We start from the raw sequence: 19,442 nt of genomic DNA, 5'->3' as shown, positions 1-19,442 counted from the left end.
CAAATATCCAAGAAAAAAGTGATGAGCAGAATAGTTTTAACTATTCTGCAACATCACCATTTTTTTAAAATCCAAGTAAAACTATACTACAAGGTCATTCCGACAAAAAATCTCTCAGATAGTTTACCCCGAGCGGAAAAGTTTACCTCGAGCAAGGTCGATAGGAGGGGATAAGTAATCTCATAAATTATAATCAATATATTACCTTAAGCATATTTTTATCAAAATTTCCTAGATTTTCTAATCTTAAGCCAAAGACTTGCAACAAAGGGCACTAGAAGAGAACTTACAATTACGACCGTTCCTAATTGTGCTGCAGCGAGATTTTCGTAAGCTTGCCAAGAAGGATCAAGGTCACATACTAGGAAGGGTACAATAACTGAGTTTCCAGCTGCTGTATAAATTGAAATCGCAGCCCAACCCGGTCTCTTATTAATAAATATATCTGCAGGTAGGGTTATAATAAAGGCTGATGCTATGGTAAGTACAGCTAGGATTATGCCTGCTGCTCCACCTTTAAAAATTGCAGATAGGTTTATGCCAGATCCTATAGCATAGCCCAAGAAGGGCATCATGTATGTTTGAGTTCCTGCCAGGAAGTCACAAAATGATTTATCTAAATTTCCAAAAAATATACCGATTATAATTGGAAGGGCTAGGTCTAAAATAGAGTTTGGTGTAATATCTGCAACTCCTAACATAGAGAGGGTCAAAAAGGTAAAGATAGGAACAGATATTACTGCTGTTATAGCTGCACTAGCCATATCGTACTCATCTCCATACTCCCCTATAAGACCTATAAAAAGTGAATTATTGTGGTTTGATATTGCTGCTATGAAGGCAAGCGCGGATATACCCAAAAAGCCTTCTCTGCCAAAAAGTTTAAAGAATATATAGCCCAATACAACAGCTGTAAGCCACTTAGATAAAAATAAAACCAGTCCTCTATGAAGGGCAAGCCTTAACCTTTTGAAGGTAAGCTGACTACCTACAGCAACAAGCGTTATGTCAATTATTACATTAAGGCCTTCCTTGCTATTCATTGCGGCTGTCATAGGTCCCACAACAAATAAATTTGGTGCAAAGGTATGTATAATAGCAGCAAAAATCATTGGCACCACAATGGTTGCTGCCGGAACTTTTTTAAAAAATCTAGCTAGCATAAAATCCTCCATTATGAAAAATCTTACGCTTTCTTATAGTAATTGTAAACTGCCTATCTTGATTTTCTCATTCATTAACAAGCTTATTTTAGTCTTGATTCAATATATTCCCTTTTCGTGAAATTTTGCATAACAAAAGGGCGTCCCCTTCCCATAGTGGCGCCCTTTTAATTTGTTTTACTCTTATTAGATTCTCGTAAACCTAATATCAATCAACCTTAGTCAACAAGTCCTTCTAACTTAGTCATAACTTTTTCAGATTTTTCTATGATATACTTCGCGTTATTTATGAGCATGGTTAACTTGTCTTTTACTGGAGCTATCTGTTTTGGAGCCTTTTCTAATAAAAACTCACCAGCTTTGACAGATATTTTATTTTCTGCTACAGCTTCTTTAAGTCTATTTATATGCTTTTTAATCTCTTTCTTTTTTGCCTCATCTATTTTTTTGTTTTTGCCTTCAGGTGATTTTTCTGCATCCCTGTCCTTTCTTCTAGGAATTACAATACCCTTAGCCCTATATAATTTTGTTTGAATTTCTGTAGTTTTTAGTTTTTGAGCTTCTAGGTCTTTTTTAAGATTATCTACAATAGCTTCTGCCTTATCGATAGCACCTTGGTTAGACTTAATATCTTTTTGCGCTTGGTCTATTTTCTTTTGGAGGTCTGCCTTTTTACCGGTTAATTCTTCTAATTTTTTGGCATTTTCCTTATTAGTGCTTATTTTATTTTTTACATCTTTAATATTATTTTCAGATTCAGCTAAAAGTTTTTGGCCATTTGCTACTTGTTTTTTGTTTTGCTCAAGTTTTCCTTCAAGCTCGTTAATTTTATCCATAACCTGAGGATCAATATTTTGTTTTCTTATTTTTTCTTCAAGTTCTTCTTTCTCTTTTTGGATTTGACCAGCCTGTATTTTCTTTTGTGTTCTTGCTGCATCTTCACTATTTTTCTCTTTATCTAAACTAATTAGTTCTTGGTTTATAAACTCTTTTTGCTTGGCTTCACGCGCCTTTTTAGCCTCTAGATCTTTAATCTCGTTATTAAGCCTGTTTTCTTTTTCTATATTAGCTGCTTTTTCTCGCTCTATTTCAGCTATCCTATTATTAAATTGATCCAAGATTTTTGGGTCAGCTTTTTCCCCTGATTTCAAAGATTCTTCATATCTTTTTTGAGCCTCTCTTGTTAAAGTGAATTTCTCAGCCGAATCTTTTATCTGCTCTCTGACTCCTTCTAGCTCCGCCCTTTTATCATCAATGCTATTAGATATGGAGTTTTCGTTACTTATAGCAGTCTCTAATTGGTCTCGGCTTGTTTTTATCTTTTCCTCTATTTGAGAAATTTTTTTGTCGTGTTCACCTATACTTTTTTCTAAAGCCTTATACTCTTCTTCTTTTTTATCAAGGTCATTTTTTAAGTTAGGGTTATAATTTTTAATTCCCTTTGTTAATTCATTAAGGGCAGAAGCGTTCTTTTCTTGATCAGATTTTGCAACTTCTAAAGCTTTTTTTAATGTAAGCTTTTGATCTTCTTCTTTCCTTAGTCTATCATCTAGCTCGCTATATTCTTTTTCAAGCTTCTCCTTGCTACCGATTTTACTTATATCTTCATCTATAGTTTTTTCTAGTTCTTTATAAGCCTTTAAGTCTTTCTCAGCCTTATCCTTATCTTTTTTATACCTATCAAGAAGCCCCTTTTCTTTTGTATAATTCGCTTCTTTTTTTCTAAGGTTTTCTTTTTCAGTAGCCAATTCTTTTTCTAGTTTTTCAATTTCTGTCTTCTTATCTTTTGTTTCTACCTTCTGGGTCGCTTTGCCCCTTTCATCAGCTCTTGAAATCTCCATGTGCGAGACTAACAATGATGTTGATAAAGCCATAGCGAGACCTAGGCATGCAATATTATTTTTTTTCATAAATCCCCCTTAAAATTCATTATATATATTTTATATGCTTTTTTATTTTTTATTATAAAAAAACTGATGTTAAATTTGTGTTAAATTTATAAAAAAAATTAACCTAAAAGAAAGAAAATTTTACAACAAAAAAGAGACCTCTTAAGTCTCTCTAAAATCGCAAGCGCAACAACTAACCAACCTTTTAAAATTTCCAACCTAATGGTGATGGTGGTGGTGGTTAGACATCGCCCATTTATCATGTTCTGTAAATATTATTCCCTGGGTTTTATTGTAAATAATCAAACCGTAGGCCCTATATTTTTCATCATGATCATCGTCATCATCTTCATGGTCGTGGTGAATATCTTCATTATCGTGGTCACCTTCCTCATGATGATGATCATCTTCCTCACTATTTTCTATCTGGTCTTTCTTAAATTGGTTATTTCCCAATAAATAATCATCAAGTAAAGCGCCCTTTAAATAAAGAATATATTCATCATCCTCACTCAAGCCCCTAGCAAAATCCACCCACGATTGGTATTTGATTTCCTTATCCGGGCCCTTTTCATTATTTATAGAAAAATCCTCAAGTTTTAATTTATAAACACCCTTAGAAATACTCTCTCCAACCTTAAATTTTCCAGAAAAAACTGACTTGTGAATCTCTGACCTATTATAGGTATTCTCACTTATACCCTTAAGCCCAAAATCTTTACCATCCACATCAGAATTTGACAAAAAATCTCCATCAAATTCACCATCTTCGTAAAAATTAAAAGAACTATATGAGTGAGGATCATCAAACGAATCCTTAAGCACCTTCCCCACCAAAAAATCAGAAACCTGACCCGATTTAGCCTTAGGCCTAGCAACTCCACTCTTTGAAACCTTTGTATTATCCCCCTGCCTAGAACAAGCAAGCAAAATCATACACAACAAAATTAAAAATATTTTTTTCATATCTACCCTCTGTGGTTTATCAGTGAAATATTCTACTATATAACGAAAGATTTTCAATTCATGCTGATACACATTTATTCTAATTCATTAATAATAAAGCTTTTTTTACTAATAAAAACTACCATCTTGATTTTACCTTACACAACGCCTATGAAGTTCAATGGGTACAATTATCTTAAGCTCCAAATAATTTGTAACATACACGAATGTAATTGCTGATTCTTGAACAGTTTTATATTTAATATCCTCTCATAAACAAATCGAAGCATTCATTCATCGGATTTGCCCATAATGTAACTACCCTTCTATTATGTTTATTCCTTTTATTGAACATAAATCTTGAAGTATAATTATTATATCTTTTCATGTTTATCTGTATATTACTTGCCTTCTATATTTTGGCTCAAAGACTATATTATTTTTTCTCCTCTTTGTATAGGTAAACTGTTCTTATTCAAGTTTACCCTACTTGTTTAATCGTGTATTTGATTTTCACAATTATACTTTATAGAGGTTTTCTTGATACTTGACTCTAAAGCTAATTTCATCCACATACATAGCAGGCAATTTTTCCACTCTGTTTCCTATGTTCATCACATTTAAACGGACAACAAAAAGCAAGAGAACATATCTTGCTTTTTATCACTTTCACAGAAAAGGGTAATATGAAAATTGTTTAATTTGCAATTGTATTATTCTAATAACCCGCCATCAGTCATAGCTTTTACTATTCTATCTAAAACAGCTCCTGATGATGGCAAACTAGGTTTTATTGGGTTTCCAACATCTATCCCTCTTAAGTTAGCCATATCTTTTGTTGCTACAGGGAAAGATGCCAAATCCATACTTAAGCGAATTGGATTTAGTTTGTACTGATCTTCTAATGAACCTTGATAGTCTCCATCTATATACTTTTGGAATATTCCGCATACAAGCTCTGGCATTATGTTTGCTGTTGAGCAAACAGCTCCACATCCACCCATAGCTAAAGTTGGGTAAATAAGAGTATCTTTTCCGCCCATAACTGAAAACTCTAAGTCTTTAGTTATCCTTATAAATTCTGATAGGGCGGTTATGTCCCCGCTAGAATCTTTCATTCCTATTATATTATCAACATCCCTTGCTAGTCTTTCAACAAGTTCAGTTGATATCTTGTATCCTGTTCTTCCTGGGTTATTATAAAGTAGCATTGATGTTTGTGGAACAGATTCTGCAATAGCTTTGAAATGTTGATATAATTCTTCATCTGTTGGCTTTAAGAACATAGGTTGAATAACAGAAATTCCGTCAGCCCCAAGCTCTGCTGCCATTTTTGCATATTCGATGCAGGTCTTTGTTCTAATGGCACCTATACCAAAAAACATAGGAACTCTTCCTTTGGCTTCATTAACCATAATTTTGAAAGCTTGTCGCATTTCTTCTTTGTTTAATGAGTAAAACTCACCATTTGAACCAAAGGCTAATATTCCATTAACTCCGCCTTCTATAACAAAGTTTACTTGTTTTCTTAATCTGTCCTCATCAATATTTTCATTTTCGTCAACTGGTGTGACTATTGGTACAACTATACCATTTAACTCAATATTACATGTAAAAGACATACTAACTCCTAACTATCTTACCAAGCAAGGTTTTTTATTATCAAACTTCCACTCTTTGATTAGATATTGCATAGCTACAGAGTCATCTCTTGCGCCTAGATTTTTATCAATATATAATTGATGAGCTTTGTTTAATTTATCTCTATTTATTGTTATGCCAAGACCTTTCATTGTCTTTGGAATTGATATTTTACCATCTATTATTTTCATTGCATTGTCACATAAATCTTGACCATCTTGCCAAATCCAGTGAGTATCACATGCGTTATATTCTCCAGGAGCTGCTGCAGCAGTATGTGCAACCATTGCAAGAGAAATATCAAAATGGTTATTTGAATGAACTCCCCATGTCATTCCAAAATCATGACACATTTGAGCTACTCTTACAGAGCCTGTCATTCTCCAGAAATGAGGATCAGCTAATGGGATATCAACTGAATTTAGTCTTACAGAGTGTCTCATCTGTCTCCAATCAGTTGCCACCATATTTGTAGCTGTAGGCAAACCAGTTCTTGATTTAAATTCAGCCATGATTTCTCTACCAGAAAAACCTTTTTCTGCTCCACATGGATCTTCAACATATGTTAGTATCCCATGCATATCCTTGCAAACTTCAACAGCTTCATCTACTGACCAAGCTCCATTTGGATCTAGAGTTATTCTTGCATCAGGAAATTCTTCTTTCAAAGCTTTTATAGCTTTAATTTCTTCTTTAGCATCAAGAACTCCACCTTTTAATTTGAAGTCTTTGAATCCATATCTTTTATAGGCAGCTTTACCAAGTTCTCTCACTGCTTCAGGTGTCAATGCTTCTTTTCTTCTTAGCCTACCCCAATCATCTGAGTTATCATCATCAGAAATATAATCTAAATCTGTTTTGTCTTTATCTCCTACGTAGAATAGATATCCTAAAAATCTTACTTCTTCTCTTTGTTGGCCGTCGCCTAAAAGGCTTGCAACTGGTACTTCAAGATATTGACCCATTAAATCTAATAGAGGAGTTTCTATGGCTGTTAATACGTGAATTATTGTTCTAAGGTCAAAGGTTTGCTCACCTCTTCCTCCATCATCAAAATTTTCGTATTTTTTCTCAATATCTAATATAATATTTTTATATTCACTTATTTTTCTTCCAACAACTAAATCTTCGCATTCTTTAATAGTGTTCGCAATCTTATCACCACCAGGTACTTCACCAACACCTTCGTTTCCAGTTTCATCTGTAATTATAACAATGTTTCTTGTAAAATAAGGACCGTGTGCACCTGAAAGGTTCAGTAGCATGCTGTCATAGCCTGCTACTGGGAACACTTCCATTTTTGTAATTCTTGGTGTATTCATTTATTTATTTTCTCCAACTTCTACATTATTAATTTTCTCATAATACTTAACAATAGCAGAATGGTCATCTTTTTCATTTCCGTCAATTCTTAATGCTTGAAGAATTTCCATTACTCCAGCTGTAAGTGGTAATGAAGCTTGTACTGAATGAGATGTATCTAGCGCATTTTGTAAATCTTTGATGTGAAGATCAATTCTAAATCCTGGTTTAAAGTTTCTCTCAAGCATCATAGGACCTTTAGCATCCATAACAGTTGATCCTGCAAGACCACCTCTAATTGCGTGGTAAACTGCTTCTGGATCAACACCAGCTTTTTTAGCTAGAGTAAATGCTTCAGATACTGCCGCGATATTTAAAGCAACAACGATTTGGTTTGCAAGTTTTGTTGTGTTTCCTGCACCAACATCACCAGTTCTAACAATTGATGAAGCCATTTTTTCAATAATTGGTTTAACTTCTTCAAAAGTTTTTTCATCTCCACCAACCATTACTGCAAGAGTACCATCTATTGCTTTTGGTTCTCCACCAGATACTGGAGCATCAATGAATCTAACTCCTTTTTCTTCCAATGCTTTTGCAAATCTTTTTGATTCAACTGGGTTAATTGATGACATATCTACAATGATTTTGCCTTCACTTAAACCATCTACTAGACTATCTTCACCAAATATTGCTTGATCACAGTTTGGTGAGTTTGGAAGCATTAATATAATAACGTCTGAATCTTGAGCTAAATCTTTTTTAGATGCGTAACCCTTAGCACCAAGCTCTTCAAATTCTTTAACAACTTCTTCTTCTAGTGTATTAACGTTAAGCTCATAACCTGCTTTAATAAGGTTTTTAGCCATTGGTTTACCCATTACACCTAATCCTACGAATCCTATTTTCATAATTTTCCTCCTATATATTCTATATTTATTATTTTATTTATTATTTTATTTATTATTTTATTTATTATTTTATATAATCATGTAATCGGTGCAGGATTGAAAACAACTAATGCATTATCCAATCCCAGTTCATCCGATTTTGTATTTTTCCTACCACTAGCTACTTCAACAATATAGTCAAGTAGCTCTTCACCTTTTTCTTCAACAGTTGTTTTACCTATAGCGATATCACCAGCATTAAAATCAATCAAATCATTCCACTTTTTCGCTAATAAGTTATTTGTTGATATTTTAACTACAGGGACTTGAGTTAAATTATAAGTCGTACCTTTACCACTTGAGAAAAGCATCAAATTAATACCTGAAGCTACCTGGCAAGTACCACACACAAAGTCTGAAGCAGGAGTTGCAGCAAAAGTCAATCCTGGTTTCTTTATTTGTTCTCCCGGAGATAAAACATCAGTTATATCAGAACTTCCTGATTTTGCAACAGATCCCATCGCCTTATCTATGACAGTAGTAAGACCGCCTGCCTTGTTACCAGGACTAGGATTTGCACTCCTATCTACACGAGCTTTTTCTAAGTAATAATCATACCATCTAATTTCTTTAACATATTTTTCTCTAAGACTTCTATCTTTAATCCTAGATAAAATAATATTAGAAGCATCTCTAACTTCGGTTACTTCTGAGAATATCACGCTGGCACCATATTCAACTAATCTATCGGCTACATATCCTATAGTAGGATTTGCTGTGATTCCTGAAAGAGCATCAGAACCACCGCATTGAAGTCCCAATCTTAATTTAGAAAGAGGTTGCTTAGTTCTAGTTCTTTTATTTAGTCTTTCGAGTCTTTCTTTAGCCATTTCAACAGCTCTATTGAAAGATTTTTCAAAACTAGCATCCTGTTGAACCAGAACATCCTGTGTTGAAACAGAGTTAATCATATCATGAGTGAACTTTTCACAGCCCAAACACACCATCATAACTTCTCCACCAAAATTTGGATTCTTAATAATATTATTAATGATTCTCTGTGGAATCTCAGCATTTAAAGCATTAATAGCAACACCACAACCATAAGCATGAGAAACAGCAACGACACCATCAACATTCTCATAATTATCAAGAAGATTCTCTTCAATATAATCAATAAGTTTGTTGACAAAGCCCTCAGAGCATTGGACATTAGTAGATATTGCCAATAAATTCTTTGTTCCAACAGTACCATCTGGATTTTCATATCCATAAAAATATCTGTCTTTATTTTCTTTGTTTGTGGTTTTCCTACTTAGATAAGGAACCTCAATATCTAAATCTTTTATCTTATTAACATGTATAGCCCTATAGTCTATAAATTCGCCCTTAGATATATCTCTATCAGCAAAACCAATAATTTCACCATACCTTATTATAGGCTCATCTTTTTTTATGTCTACAATAGCAATTTTATTACCCAAAGGCACATCGTTTTTTAAGACTAGATTGTAATTTTGAATACAAGTCCCTTCACTAAGTCCATCTTCTTTGACTACTGTGATATTATTATCTTTTGAATTAATTTTTATATACTCTAAACTCATGTTCTAATAAATCAACTCCGCGTTAGTCCTCCTTCCATTTACATATCATCTTAAACTTTTTTACAACTATATTATATCAATTTTAAGTCCAATAATTCTATAGTACGAGAACTAATCAGCAGCTAATTATAATCAAAATCTTTATTATAAAGAACAATTGTGTACGCAAAAATAGTTATTAATAGTACACTTGTAATAATGGAAGTGTATACAAATAAATGATATACCTACAAGTTAGTGTTGCCTTGTATTTCTAGATATCTATAAAAAGTCAGCTTGGCAAAATGCTGGTTCACCATCAACAAACACAAGCTGTGGAACGAACAATTTATTAACTATAAATTTATTATCATCTGAATCTAGATGAATTGATTCTTTTTCTATGATCTTAAATATTGAAACATCAGCATATGCACCTTTACTAAGAGTACCAATTTTGCCTTCCATATTCATAAGTTTAGCAGGAGTCTCAGTTACACATCTTACAACATCAAAAATCGGCATCCCTAATTCTAGGTATTTAGCCATTATAAAAGTTAAATTTTTTGCCGTATTTGATAAATTGAATTTATCACCGGTCCAATCACTAGAAATAACATCTGGATAAAATCCATCTTCGAGAGCTTTTTTGCAACATTCTATATTAAAGTTCATTCTTCCATTTGCTGCATCCATGATTACGCCTCTTTGCCTAGCGTCGAGGATGAAATCTTTTACATGTCCACTTTCATCTAAAATACTCTCATCGCCCCAATTTTGATAACAATGACAATATATGTCGCCTTTTCTCAATCTATCATCAACTTCTTTTAATGGTGTGATAGGGTTGCTAGTATGAACATTTATTCCAATACCTAGCTCTTCAGCGATTTCTATTGCTGCATCCAATGCTTCAATATTTTTGGCAACGCCTTTACTCATTCTAAGCTTTAATCCTAAAATATTGTCTGCATATCTATCAACAATTTTTCTAATATCATTACATCTATATTCATCTTTATCATATTTCTCAATAATATTATAATCTAATTGCCCGCTTCCATAAGGACAAAGAGAACTCTTAATCCTTACCTTGCTATGCATTACATTATCCATATAAAAAGCATCAAAATTACTTGTCCCAGCGGTTACAGGATCAACGGCCGATGTCACGCCTGTAGCCAATAAGTAATCTGGATGGACTCCTGTATTAGCACCCGTATCAAAGATATGTGCATGAAAATCTATTAACCCTGGAAGCACATAGCAACCTGAGGCATCTATCACTTTATTAACAATATCGTTATCTTTAATTTCAACAATTTTATTATTAGAAATTGCAATATCCTTTATATCATCAATACCAGATTTAGGATCAATGACGTGACCACTCTTTATTAAAAAATCAATATTCATAATTGTCTCCTAAATTTTGTTTATACTATTCCTAATTTAAATAATATTACAGCTAAGCCATACCCAACCATAGGAATGAGACATTGTGATACAAAAGTATATTTATAAGTATCCCCCATATTTGTCTTTGCTACAGAATTTGCTAAAACTACACCTGAAGCGTGTGGCATAGCATCTAGTCCAGCAGAGGCAATGGCAGATAACCTGTGTAATACTTCCAAATTTATTCCAGTTTCTAATAGATATTTACTCATAGAGTTTAAGTATATTTCAAGACCGCCTAAAGATGAACCTGTAATCATACAAATAATGTTTATAGATATGAACATAAGTAATAATGGGCTCATATTTAATCCTAATAGCCATTGTGTTGTCATCTGATAAGTAGGTGATGATGTTACAACTTTACCAAATCCCATAATGAATGATGTAATCATCAAAGCATTTAATCCATCAGAAAAACCATTAGATAATGATTCTTTAATATTTAATATATTATTAAATAAGAATATGCTAATAACTATAGTTAATGTCATCGATAAAACGACAGCGTAGTTAGGAATACCTACTTTTTTTTGGAAAATGAAAATTGAAATAATAAGTATAATAAGAGGTAGGAAGGCCTTTATGGGAGAAGGTAGTGATTTCATTACCTCTTCATTATTGATATCTATTATTTCTTCATCTTCAGAAACTTCAAAATATTCACCTTTCTTAGCGCAATCCTTCACGGCCCAATTATAGAACATGTAATCCATCACGAATACAACGATTGAAATTACAATACCCATAACTGGTGCAGCGTATATTGATGTTCCGAAATATTCAGTTGGAACCAAGTTTTGAGTTGATGGAGTACCAGGCAAAAAAACCATGGATATTGTTGCTGGTACAGCAAGTAATAATCCTGGGAATATTTTTTTTTGGTATATCTGCTTCTCTAAAAAGTGCCATACAAATTGGATACATTGTAAAAGCAATAACAAAAGTTCCAATACCACCATAAGATAATACTAAAGTAGTTAAAAGAACTATTAATACGATATGTTTCTTTCCAAGAACCTTTACCACATAATTAGCTATTGATAATGATGCACCACTCTTGTCCATTATTTTTCCAAAAATAGCACCTAAAGTAAATATCAAAAACCAAGTTCCAGCAAAAGAAGTAAAGCCTTGTGCAAAAAATTCAGATAGTGATTTCCAAACATCCATTTTATTAGTTAAGATAACAATTATTGCTGAAATTACAGACACAACAGCCATATTCCAGCCTTTAAAAACTAAATATACTAACACAAGCAGTGCTAATATTATTCCGAGAACTCCCATTTTATCTCCTTAAATTTATATCTATTGCATAAAGGTGAGGATAAAATACCCTCACCTTTAATAATAAATCTTTGATATTATCTTTTCACAAATATACAATAAGTTAAACTTTTATATTATTATTTATTTGCACCTTGTAAGATATCTTTGTATTTCATATAATCTTCTCTGATGCCGTCAAGGTATTTTAATGCCTCTACTGTTGGCATAACTTTTGCTTCTTGGCTAAATCCTTCTTCGATTTTTTTAGCGTAATCTTTATTTTTCCCAATTTCTACTGCTATATCACTCATTTTCTTAATAATAGCTGGATCAGTTCCCTTAGGGAATGCAATTATATATGGTTTATCCATAACCATGTCAATTCCTTTAGATTTTAAAGTAGGAATATCACCTAAGAATGGGTTTTGTTCTTCATTGAATTGTGCTATTGGAATCATATCTCCTGTTTTAATATAATCTTTAACACTTCCATATGTTATAGCTGCTAAATCAATTCTTCCGCCAACTAGGTTTGTTACTTTATCAGCTGTTGATCCGATATCTGCTAATTTGAATTCGATATCTGCTTTATCTTGAAGCATTAATACTTGTAAGTGAGAAAAGTTTCCAAATTCAGTTCCAAAAACAATCTTACCTGGAGCTTCCTTTGCTTTCTTTACTACGTCATCGAAGTTTTTTAGACCTGATTGTTTACTAGCAACTAGAATAGTTCCACCATCTACAGCCGGAATATTAGAAACATCAAAATCAGAATAATCGTAATCTATTAGTCCAGATACTTTATTGACAACAAGTGGTCCTGTATGTGTGAATAAGAATGTATTTCCGTCTGCCTTAGCTTGCTTAACATTTTCAGTTGCAGCTACCCCTGAAGATCCAGGCATATTTGTGATAATCATTGGTTGGCCTGTTATCTCTTCAAAGTATGTAGCAAAGGTTCTTGCGTTGAAGTCTGTATCTCCACCTGCTGCTGCGTGTAATACTGCAGTTACCGGTCCTTCTGGCCAGCTTGTTTCAGTTGTTTCTGCTGTTTCAGTATTAGCTTTTTTTGTTTCTTCTTTAGTTTCATTAGAGTTGTTTTTTGTTACTCCACATGCACTAAGTCCTAAAGTAAGTGCTAGTGTTCCGATAATAAATGACATTTTCTTTTTCATATTTTTCTCCTATCTTACCAAACATGGTTTTTTACTATCAAATTTCCAATTTTCAATCAAATATTGCATAGCTATAGAATCGTCTCTACCTAAAAATCTTTCTTCTAATGAGTTATAGAGTTTGTTTGCTTCTTCAAGCTTTTCGAAGTCTATTTCTACACCAAGACCTGGCCTATCTTCACTTAGATCAATATATCCTTCATTTATTTTATAGGAATTTTTTGTAATATTCTGACCATCTTGCCAAATCCAATGTGTATCCATAGGTGTTATTTCTCCAACTGCTGCCGCAGCTGTTTGTACAAACATTGCTAGGGATATATCAAAGTGATTGTTTGAATGGCTTCCCCAGATTAGGTTGAAATCATTTAATATTTGACTACATCTTATCGAACCAGAGATTGTCCAAAAATGAGGATCAGCTAAAACAATATCAATTGATTTTTGTGATAGTGCATGATATAACTGTCTCCAATCAGTAGCTATCATATTTGTCGCTAGCTTAACATCTGTCTTAACCTTTAACTCAGTAGAAATTTCTCTACCAGAATATCCATATTCGCCTGAGCTAGGATCTTCGAAATATGACATATATTTTTTATATTTATCGATATATTCGAGAGATTCTTTTGCTGACCAAGCACCGTTTGGATCAATATTAAAATTGTATTCTGGATATTTCTCTTTTAGTTTTTTTAAAATTTCTAATTCATCTACTCCTGATAGAACACCACCTTTCAATTTGAAATTTACAAATCCATATTTTTTATGAAGGGCACTTAATTGTTTATCCATTTGTTCTAGATTAAGCATTTCTTTTCTTCTTAACCTAAACCATTCATCCTGACTATCTGATTCATCTAAATAAGGTAAATCGGTTTTATCTTTATCCCCTACAAAAAACATATAAGCTAATATCGGAATTTTGTTTCTCTGTTTTCCTTCACCAATAAGAGCATTCATTGGCAAATTAAGATTTTTTCCAACAAGATCTAGGACGGCACATTCAACTGCCCCTAAATCATTAACTACATCAGTTAGCTTAGATATATCTAGATACTGTATTCCTTCTGAACTAGCCCTATTTCTGTTCTTTTCTAAATAATTAAGAATATTTTTATAATCAAATATATTTTTTCCTATTATATTTTCTCTATAAGAATTTAAAGAGCTTTCTACCTTCCTTCCCCCATGAGTTTCACCTATTCCTATATTTCCAAGTTCATCTTCAATTATAACGATGTTTCTTGTGAAATAAGGACTATGAGCTCCACTTAGGGTTAGAAGCATACTATCATATCCAGCAACTGGTACAACTTTATAATCTTTTATTTTAATTTTCATATCTCTCTTTAATCCATTCTTCTTTTTTCTTAGTATCTTTATATTTTTTAATAATTATATAGATTAAATAGATTACGGTTAATCCCAAGAATAAACCAGATATAGGCTTTGTAACAAACTCATTAAAGCTATCGTTAGATAGTATAAGACCACGTCTTAAATTTTCTTCTAACATTCCTCCTAATATAAACCCTATTATGAATGGAGGTGTTGGTATTTTAAATTTATATAACATATATCCGAGAAGTCCGAATATTAATATCGCAAATACGTCGAACATTCTATTTGATAGTGCATACGCCCCAACTGTTGTAAACATCAAAACTGTTGGCAGCAATATATATGGTGGAACTTTAAGGATCTTTATAAATAATTTCAATCCCAAAAATTCTAATATGAGCATTATTATTGATCCAATAATAACCGCCATAAATATTGTATATACTAGGTCTCCTTGATTTTGGAATAATAATGGTCCTGGTGATATACCATGTATCATCAAGGCCCCTAGTAAAACTGCTGTTGCTCCATCTCCTGGTATACCGAGTGTGAGTAGAGGAATAAGAGCTCCACCTATTGAAGCATTATTTGAAGTTTCTGATGCTACAATTCCTGCAGGATTACCTTTTCCAAAAGAATCAGGGTCTTTTGATCTATTTTTTACAACATCATATGCAATCAAGTTAGAAGAGGAGCCACCTATACCAGGAATAATACCAATCACAACACCTACTACAGCAGAGATTAAGAAATTCCATTTTTGTTCTAAAAATTCTTTCATAGAAAATCCAAAACCTTTTGCTTTTTCTACTTCATAAATTTTAACATCTTCTTTTTTAGTAAATTTAATATTTTCCGATGTTTCTAGTATTTCTTTTATTGCGAACAAACCAATTAACATTGGCAAAGTTGAAAATCCGCCTATTAATTCAGGTGAACCAAAGGTAAATCTTTTAACAGCGTCTACTGGTGATAAACCTATAGTAGAAAATGCAATTCCTAAAAAAGCTGCAAAAAAAGCTTTACTTAGGTCTCTACCTGCCATAGAAGATACTAGGATTATAGAAAATAAAGCAACCGAGAAATATTCATGAGGTCCAAATTTTATAGCAATTTTTGCTAGCAATGGGGAAATTAGCATTAATGCTATACATGAAAAAATTGTACCTAAACATGAAAATACTATTCCTAATCCCAAAGCCTTATAAGCTTTTCCATGGTTTCTCATCGGAATTCCATCAAATGTTGTGGCTACAGAGTTAGGTGTGCCAGGTATGTTAAGCAATATCGCTGATATTAGTCCACCTGATGTTGCTCCTATATAAACTGATATAAGAAACGCAATACCAACGCCAGGAGCCATTGTATATGTAAATGGTAAGAGTAATACTAAGGCCATTACCACTGAAAGACCTGGTACTGCACCAAATACAATTCCTACAGCTGAACCAAAAAACATTTGCAGTAAGGTTAAGGGATTAAGCACTGTTGATAAGCCACTTAATATATAAGATAACATAATAACCTCCTTTATAATATGCCGTATAACAAACCGGCTGGTAAAACTATTTTGAATCCAAAATAGAATAAGTAATATATCAATACAGGAAATATCAAACTAAACACAATTAATGCTAAATAATTGACTTTTGTATATTCAATATATTTTGGTTTTAAGTTTAATATTTCTAGAAAAATAAACAAACCTGATGCAATTACAAAACCAAGTTTTGAATAAGCAAATATGTATAATATCAATAATATTATAGTAGTAAATAATGTTTTATAATCTACTTTTGCCTTTTCAACCACCTCTTCATTTCTGTACTTAATAAACCTAGTTATTCCCAAAGCCATTAATATTATAGACATGACTAAAGGCATAAATCTAGAATCAAAAAACTGTGACTGTGTAGATGGAATTTGAATTGTCATTACAAAGAAAAGCAATCCAAATAAGAACATTATCATTGATAACGTTTTTTCTTTTCCTATCCTTTTCATATTATCCTCCTAACGTTATTGTTGGTTACATTATAGCAGCAATATAATCATATTATCTATAGTCCAAAATACAAATAAAATTGTTCGACTTGTAATTTTATTTGTTTCGTGTAACAATAATTATATATATAAGGAGTTATTATGAAAATAAACACTGAATTAGCCCAAAAAATAGTTGAGAGTTTAAGGGATACTATTGAGCAAGATATAAATTTTATTGATAATGATGGAATAATTATTGCGTCTACTGACCACGGAAGAATTAATAGTCTGCACGAGGGTGCATTAACTTGTATAAAAGAAGGTACAACTATCGCAATAAATAGTGATGACGAGTATACCGGTGCAAAAAAAGGTGTTAATTTGCCAGTTAAATTTCAAAAAGAAATTGTTGGAGTAATCGGTATATCCGGAGAGCTCGAAATAGTCGAAAAATACGGTGACATAATTAAAAAGATGACTGAAATCCTACTTAGAGAAGAATGGATTAATGAGAATGCATCTGCCGATATCGAAAACAAGAAACTGATAGTAGAATCTATACTAAATTCCAAGTTATATGAGCTTGATTTTTTACCTAAAAATTTAGAATCTGACGCTAAAAATATAGCCGTTGCTAAAATTAATTATGATGCCTTAGATTTTTCCACCCGCAAAAATCTTATCAGATTTGCCGAATCTAATTTCACAAAAAATAAATTATATGTAACATTCTTACAAAATAAATTTATTGTCATATATTTAGATAGTAATAAAACTAACATTAATGAACATCTAAAACTCCTCATTAATCAAGCTTCAAAATCTTATAATGTATATCTGAATTTTGGAGTTAGCAGTACATATCATAGAATTTCTAATTCAAAAACATTTTATACCCAAGCTATTAGGAGCCAAAAATGGTCAGAATATAAGGGCAGGAAAAGTCCTGTTATTTTCTATAAAGATATGGAGTTGGGGCTTTTATTAACCAGCTTAGATGATAAGGATCTTTATGAATACTCATATAAGGTTTTAAAAGACATAGATTTAAATGAACTTAAAGAATACAAAGAATTATTCTTATTGTATGGCAAGTACAATGGATCGATTTCCGCTATTGCAGATGAGATGTTCATGCACAAAAATACCATTCAATATAGACTTAATAAACTTGAGTCCTTGACTGGGTACAACCCAAGAAATTTCAACGATTATTTAGTCCTATGGTTTGCTTTCTTTAATTTGAAAATCGATTAATTAAAAGACTCCCTTGATCATTATCATCTAATTAAGGGAGTCTTTTAATAATTGTTAAATACTTATCTAAATTTATATATTAATCTAAATACTTGTTCTACACATCTACTTAAATTATTACTTGCCACTTGTTTGTCCATCGCTTCATCTATGCTTATTACTTCTCCTATTATAGGAAAAAACGCATCTATACCTTCATCATTTACAATATTTGCATCATTTGTCGCAACGCCCGAAAATGCTATTACTGGCTTATCATATTTTTTTGCTAGTTTAGCTACACCTATAGGAGTCTTTCCGTAAGCAGATTGATGGTCGAGTCTTCCCTCACCTGTGATTACAATATCTGCATCCTTAATTATTTCTTCAGCGTTTATCAACTTAAGAATAAGACCAATTCCAGAAGATAGTTCTGCATTTAAATAATTTTTAAATGCATATCCCAATCCACCAGCAGCTCCTGATCCTGGGTAATCACAATCAGCATCTTTCATAATTTCTTTTGTCTTTTCGTGAAATGCCATATGCAAAGAATTTAGTTCTTCTACTTGCTTTTCATCTGCACCCTTTTGTGGGCCAAATATATAGGCACTTCCGTTTTTACCTACCAATGGGTTTGTAACGTCACACGCTATAGAGAATTTGCATTCCTTAATTCTTGGATCTAGTGAACTTACATCAATATGTTTCAAATCATTAATTCCATAAGCTGATGGATGTACTCGTTCATTAGTTTCATCTAAGAACTTAACACCCAGTCTAGTTAACATTCCTATTCCTACATCATTTGTAGCAGAGCCGCCGATTCCTATGATAAATTCTTTAACTCCCCTATCTAAGGCGTCAATTATAATATCTCCTACACCATAGGTTGATGCCTTAATTGGTGATAGTTCATTAGCTATCAATGTCAAGCCTGAAGCAGAACTCATCTCAATTATAGCTATCTTATCTTCACTGATTTCTTCATTATCAACGACAATATATTCTGCCTCTATATCTCTGAGTAGTGGGTCTTTAACTTCAACTTTTATTGTATCTGCTCCCTTAAGCTCAGATAATGATTCAACCATTCCTTCCCCACCATCAGCTATTGGTTTTACTGTTATATTCTCATTTTTATTAATCTTTGTTATTGCTTCTTTAATAATATTTCCTGCTTCTAGCGAGCTTAAGGAACCCTTAAAAGAATCAATTAATACAGCTATGTTCATTCACTCTCTCCTTATGCTAATATATGTATTAGTATAATAAAATCTTAAAAATTAATATATAGTATAAACTATAAATTTATTCTTACCACATACTAATTAATTGTTACCTATAACAAAGTAATAATAATTCTTACACCACCACTCCCAAAGTCAGATATATAGCTCCACTTGCTAGCATGACCTTTATTGGGTCGTAGTCTTTTTTTTGCATTATTATGAAGGCTCCTAGGAATAGGCCTAGCATTTTTACATTCAAGTTTTCAAATGCTACTGGGTTTATATCAAATAGGGATGTTTTTAGGATGTCTAGGCCTGCTATT

General features: G+C 32.5%; 16 protein-coding genes and 1 pseudogene. 1 reads left to right on the top strand and 16 read right to left on the bottom strand.

The window, feature by feature from the left end:
* Positions 1–221: 221 nt before the first annotated feature.
* From HMPREF1630_RS01720 to HMPREF1630_RS01655, 14 genes are all read right to left on the bottom strand, one after another.
* Complete coding sequence (locus HMPREF1630_RS01720) at positions 222–1,163, bottom strand: 2-keto-3-deoxygluconate permease (protein ID WP_037326515.1); 942 nt, start codon at positions 1,161–1,163, stop codon at positions 222–224.
* A gap of 218 nt (positions 1,164–1,381) precedes the next feature.
* Complete coding sequence (locus HMPREF1630_RS01715; RefSeq protein WP_037326514.1) at positions 1,382–3,073, bottom strand: coiled-coil domain-containing protein; 1,692 nt, start codon at positions 3,071–3,073, stop codon at positions 1,382–1,384.
* A 198-nt stretch (positions 3,074–3,271) separates the two neighbouring features.
* Positions 3,272–4,018 (bottom strand): hypothetical protein, encoded by a 747-nt coding sequence (locus tag HMPREF1630_RS01710; protein ID WP_037326511.1) that lies wholly within the window; start codon positions 4,016–4,018, stop codon positions 3,272–3,274.
* Between the two features lie 692 nt (positions 4,019–4,710).
* Positions 4,711–5,619: a 4-hydroxy-tetrahydrodipicolinate synthase gene (dapA, locus tag HMPREF1630_RS01705; RefSeq protein WP_037326509.1), complete on the bottom strand. Its 909-nt coding sequence runs from the start codon at positions 5,617–5,619 to the stop codon at positions 4,711–4,713.
* 12 nt (positions 5,620–5,631) lie between these two features.
* Positions 5,632–6,960 (bottom strand): enolase C-terminal domain-like protein, encoded by a 1,329-nt coding sequence (locus tag HMPREF1630_RS01700; RefSeq protein WP_037326505.1) that lies wholly within the window; start codon positions 6,958–6,960, stop codon positions 5,632–5,634.
* On the bottom strand, positions 6,961–7,869 hold the full coding sequence (garR, locus tag HMPREF1630_RS01695) for a 2-hydroxy-3-oxopropionate reductase (protein ID WP_331279814.1): 909 nt from the start codon (positions 7,867–7,869) through the stop codon (positions 6,961–6,963).
* A 59-nt stretch (positions 7,870–7,928) separates the two neighbouring features.
* A complete protein-coding gene (locus tag HMPREF1630_RS01690) occupies positions 7,929–9,437 on the bottom strand; it encodes a UxaA family hydrolase (RefSeq protein ID WP_037326501.1) in 1,509 nt (502 codons plus the stop codon).
* A 261-nt stretch (positions 9,438–9,698) separates the two neighbouring features.
* Positions 9,699–10,832: an amidohydrolase family protein gene (locus tag HMPREF1630_RS01685; protein WP_037326498.1), complete on the bottom strand. Its 1,134-nt coding sequence runs from the start codon at positions 10,830–10,832 to the stop codon at positions 9,699–9,701.
* A 20-nt stretch (positions 10,833–10,852) separates the two neighbouring features.
* On the bottom strand, positions 10,853–11,698 hold the full coding sequence (locus HMPREF1630_RS01680; RefSeq protein WP_156095799.1) for a GntP family permease: 846 nt from the start codon (positions 11,696–11,698) through the stop codon (positions 10,853–10,855).
* On the bottom strand, positions 11,658–12,164 hold the full coding sequence (locus HMPREF1630_RS01675) for a GntT/GntP/DsdX family permease (RefSeq protein ID WP_037326494.1): 507 nt from the start codon (positions 12,162–12,164) through the stop codon (positions 11,658–11,660). The genes HMPREF1630_RS01680 and HMPREF1630_RS01675 overlap by 41 nt, the downstream gene beginning before the upstream one ends.
* 119 nt (positions 12,165–12,283) lie before the next feature.
* Positions 12,284–13,321, bottom strand: a complete 1,038-nt coding sequence (locus HMPREF1630_RS01670; protein WP_037326492.1) for a tripartite tricarboxylate transporter substrate binding protein — start codon at positions 13,319–13,321, stop codon at positions 12,284–12,286.
* 9 nt (positions 13,322–13,330) lie between these two features.
* Positions 13,331–14,665: an enolase C-terminal domain-like protein gene (locus HMPREF1630_RS01665; protein WP_037326490.1), complete on the bottom strand. Its 1,335-nt coding sequence runs from the start codon at positions 14,663–14,665 to the stop codon at positions 13,331–13,333.
* Entirely contained in the window at positions 14,655–16,184 is a 1,530-nt protein-coding gene (locus HMPREF1630_RS01660; RefSeq protein ID WP_052039343.1) for a tripartite tricarboxylate transporter permease, read from the bottom strand. The genes HMPREF1630_RS01665 and HMPREF1630_RS01660 overlap by 11 nt, the downstream gene beginning before the upstream one ends.
* 11 nt (positions 16,185–16,195) lie before the next feature.
* Positions 16,196–16,669 carry a tripartite tricarboxylate transporter TctB family protein gene (locus HMPREF1630_RS01655; RefSeq protein WP_037326487.1) on the bottom strand — a complete coding sequence of 158 codons (474 nt, stop codon included), beginning with the start codon at positions 16,667–16,669 and terminating at the stop codon, positions 16,196–16,198.
* A gap of 141 nt (positions 16,670–16,810) precedes the next feature.
* Between HMPREF1630_RS01655 and HMPREF1630_RS01650 the strand changes: the two genes are divergently transcribed.
* Positions 16,811–17,908: a CdaR family transcriptional regulator gene (locus tag HMPREF1630_RS01650; RefSeq protein WP_037326485.1), complete on the top strand. Its 1,098-nt coding sequence runs from the start codon at positions 16,811–16,813 to the stop codon at positions 17,906–17,908.
* 62 nt (positions 17,909–17,970) lie between these two features.
* On the opposite strand, the gene HMPREF1630_RS01645 is transcribed toward HMPREF1630_RS01650, so the two are convergent.
* Together HMPREF1630_RS01645 and HMPREF1630_RS09475 are read right to left on the bottom strand one after the other, a co-directional pair.
* The gene (locus tag HMPREF1630_RS01645) at positions 17,971–19,122 is read right to left on the bottom strand and encodes a glycerate kinase (protein WP_037326483.1); all 1,152 of its coding nucleotides are present in this window, start codon (positions 19,120–19,122) and stop codon (positions 17,971–17,973) included.
* 130 nt (positions 19,123–19,252) lie between these two features.
* Positions 19,253–19,442, bottom strand: a pseudogene (locus tag HMPREF1630_RS09475) (chromate transporter); the annotation flags it as partial.

It is taken from the genome of Anaerococcus lactolyticus S7-1-13 (assembly GCF_000758765.1).
Classification (GTDB): Bacteria; Bacillota; Clostridia; order Tissierellales; family Peptoniphilaceae; genus Anaerococcus; species Anaerococcus lactolyticus.
The sequence above is the reverse complement of the archived record's forward strand: the minus strand, read 5'-3'. Positions and strand labels throughout refer to the sequence as shown.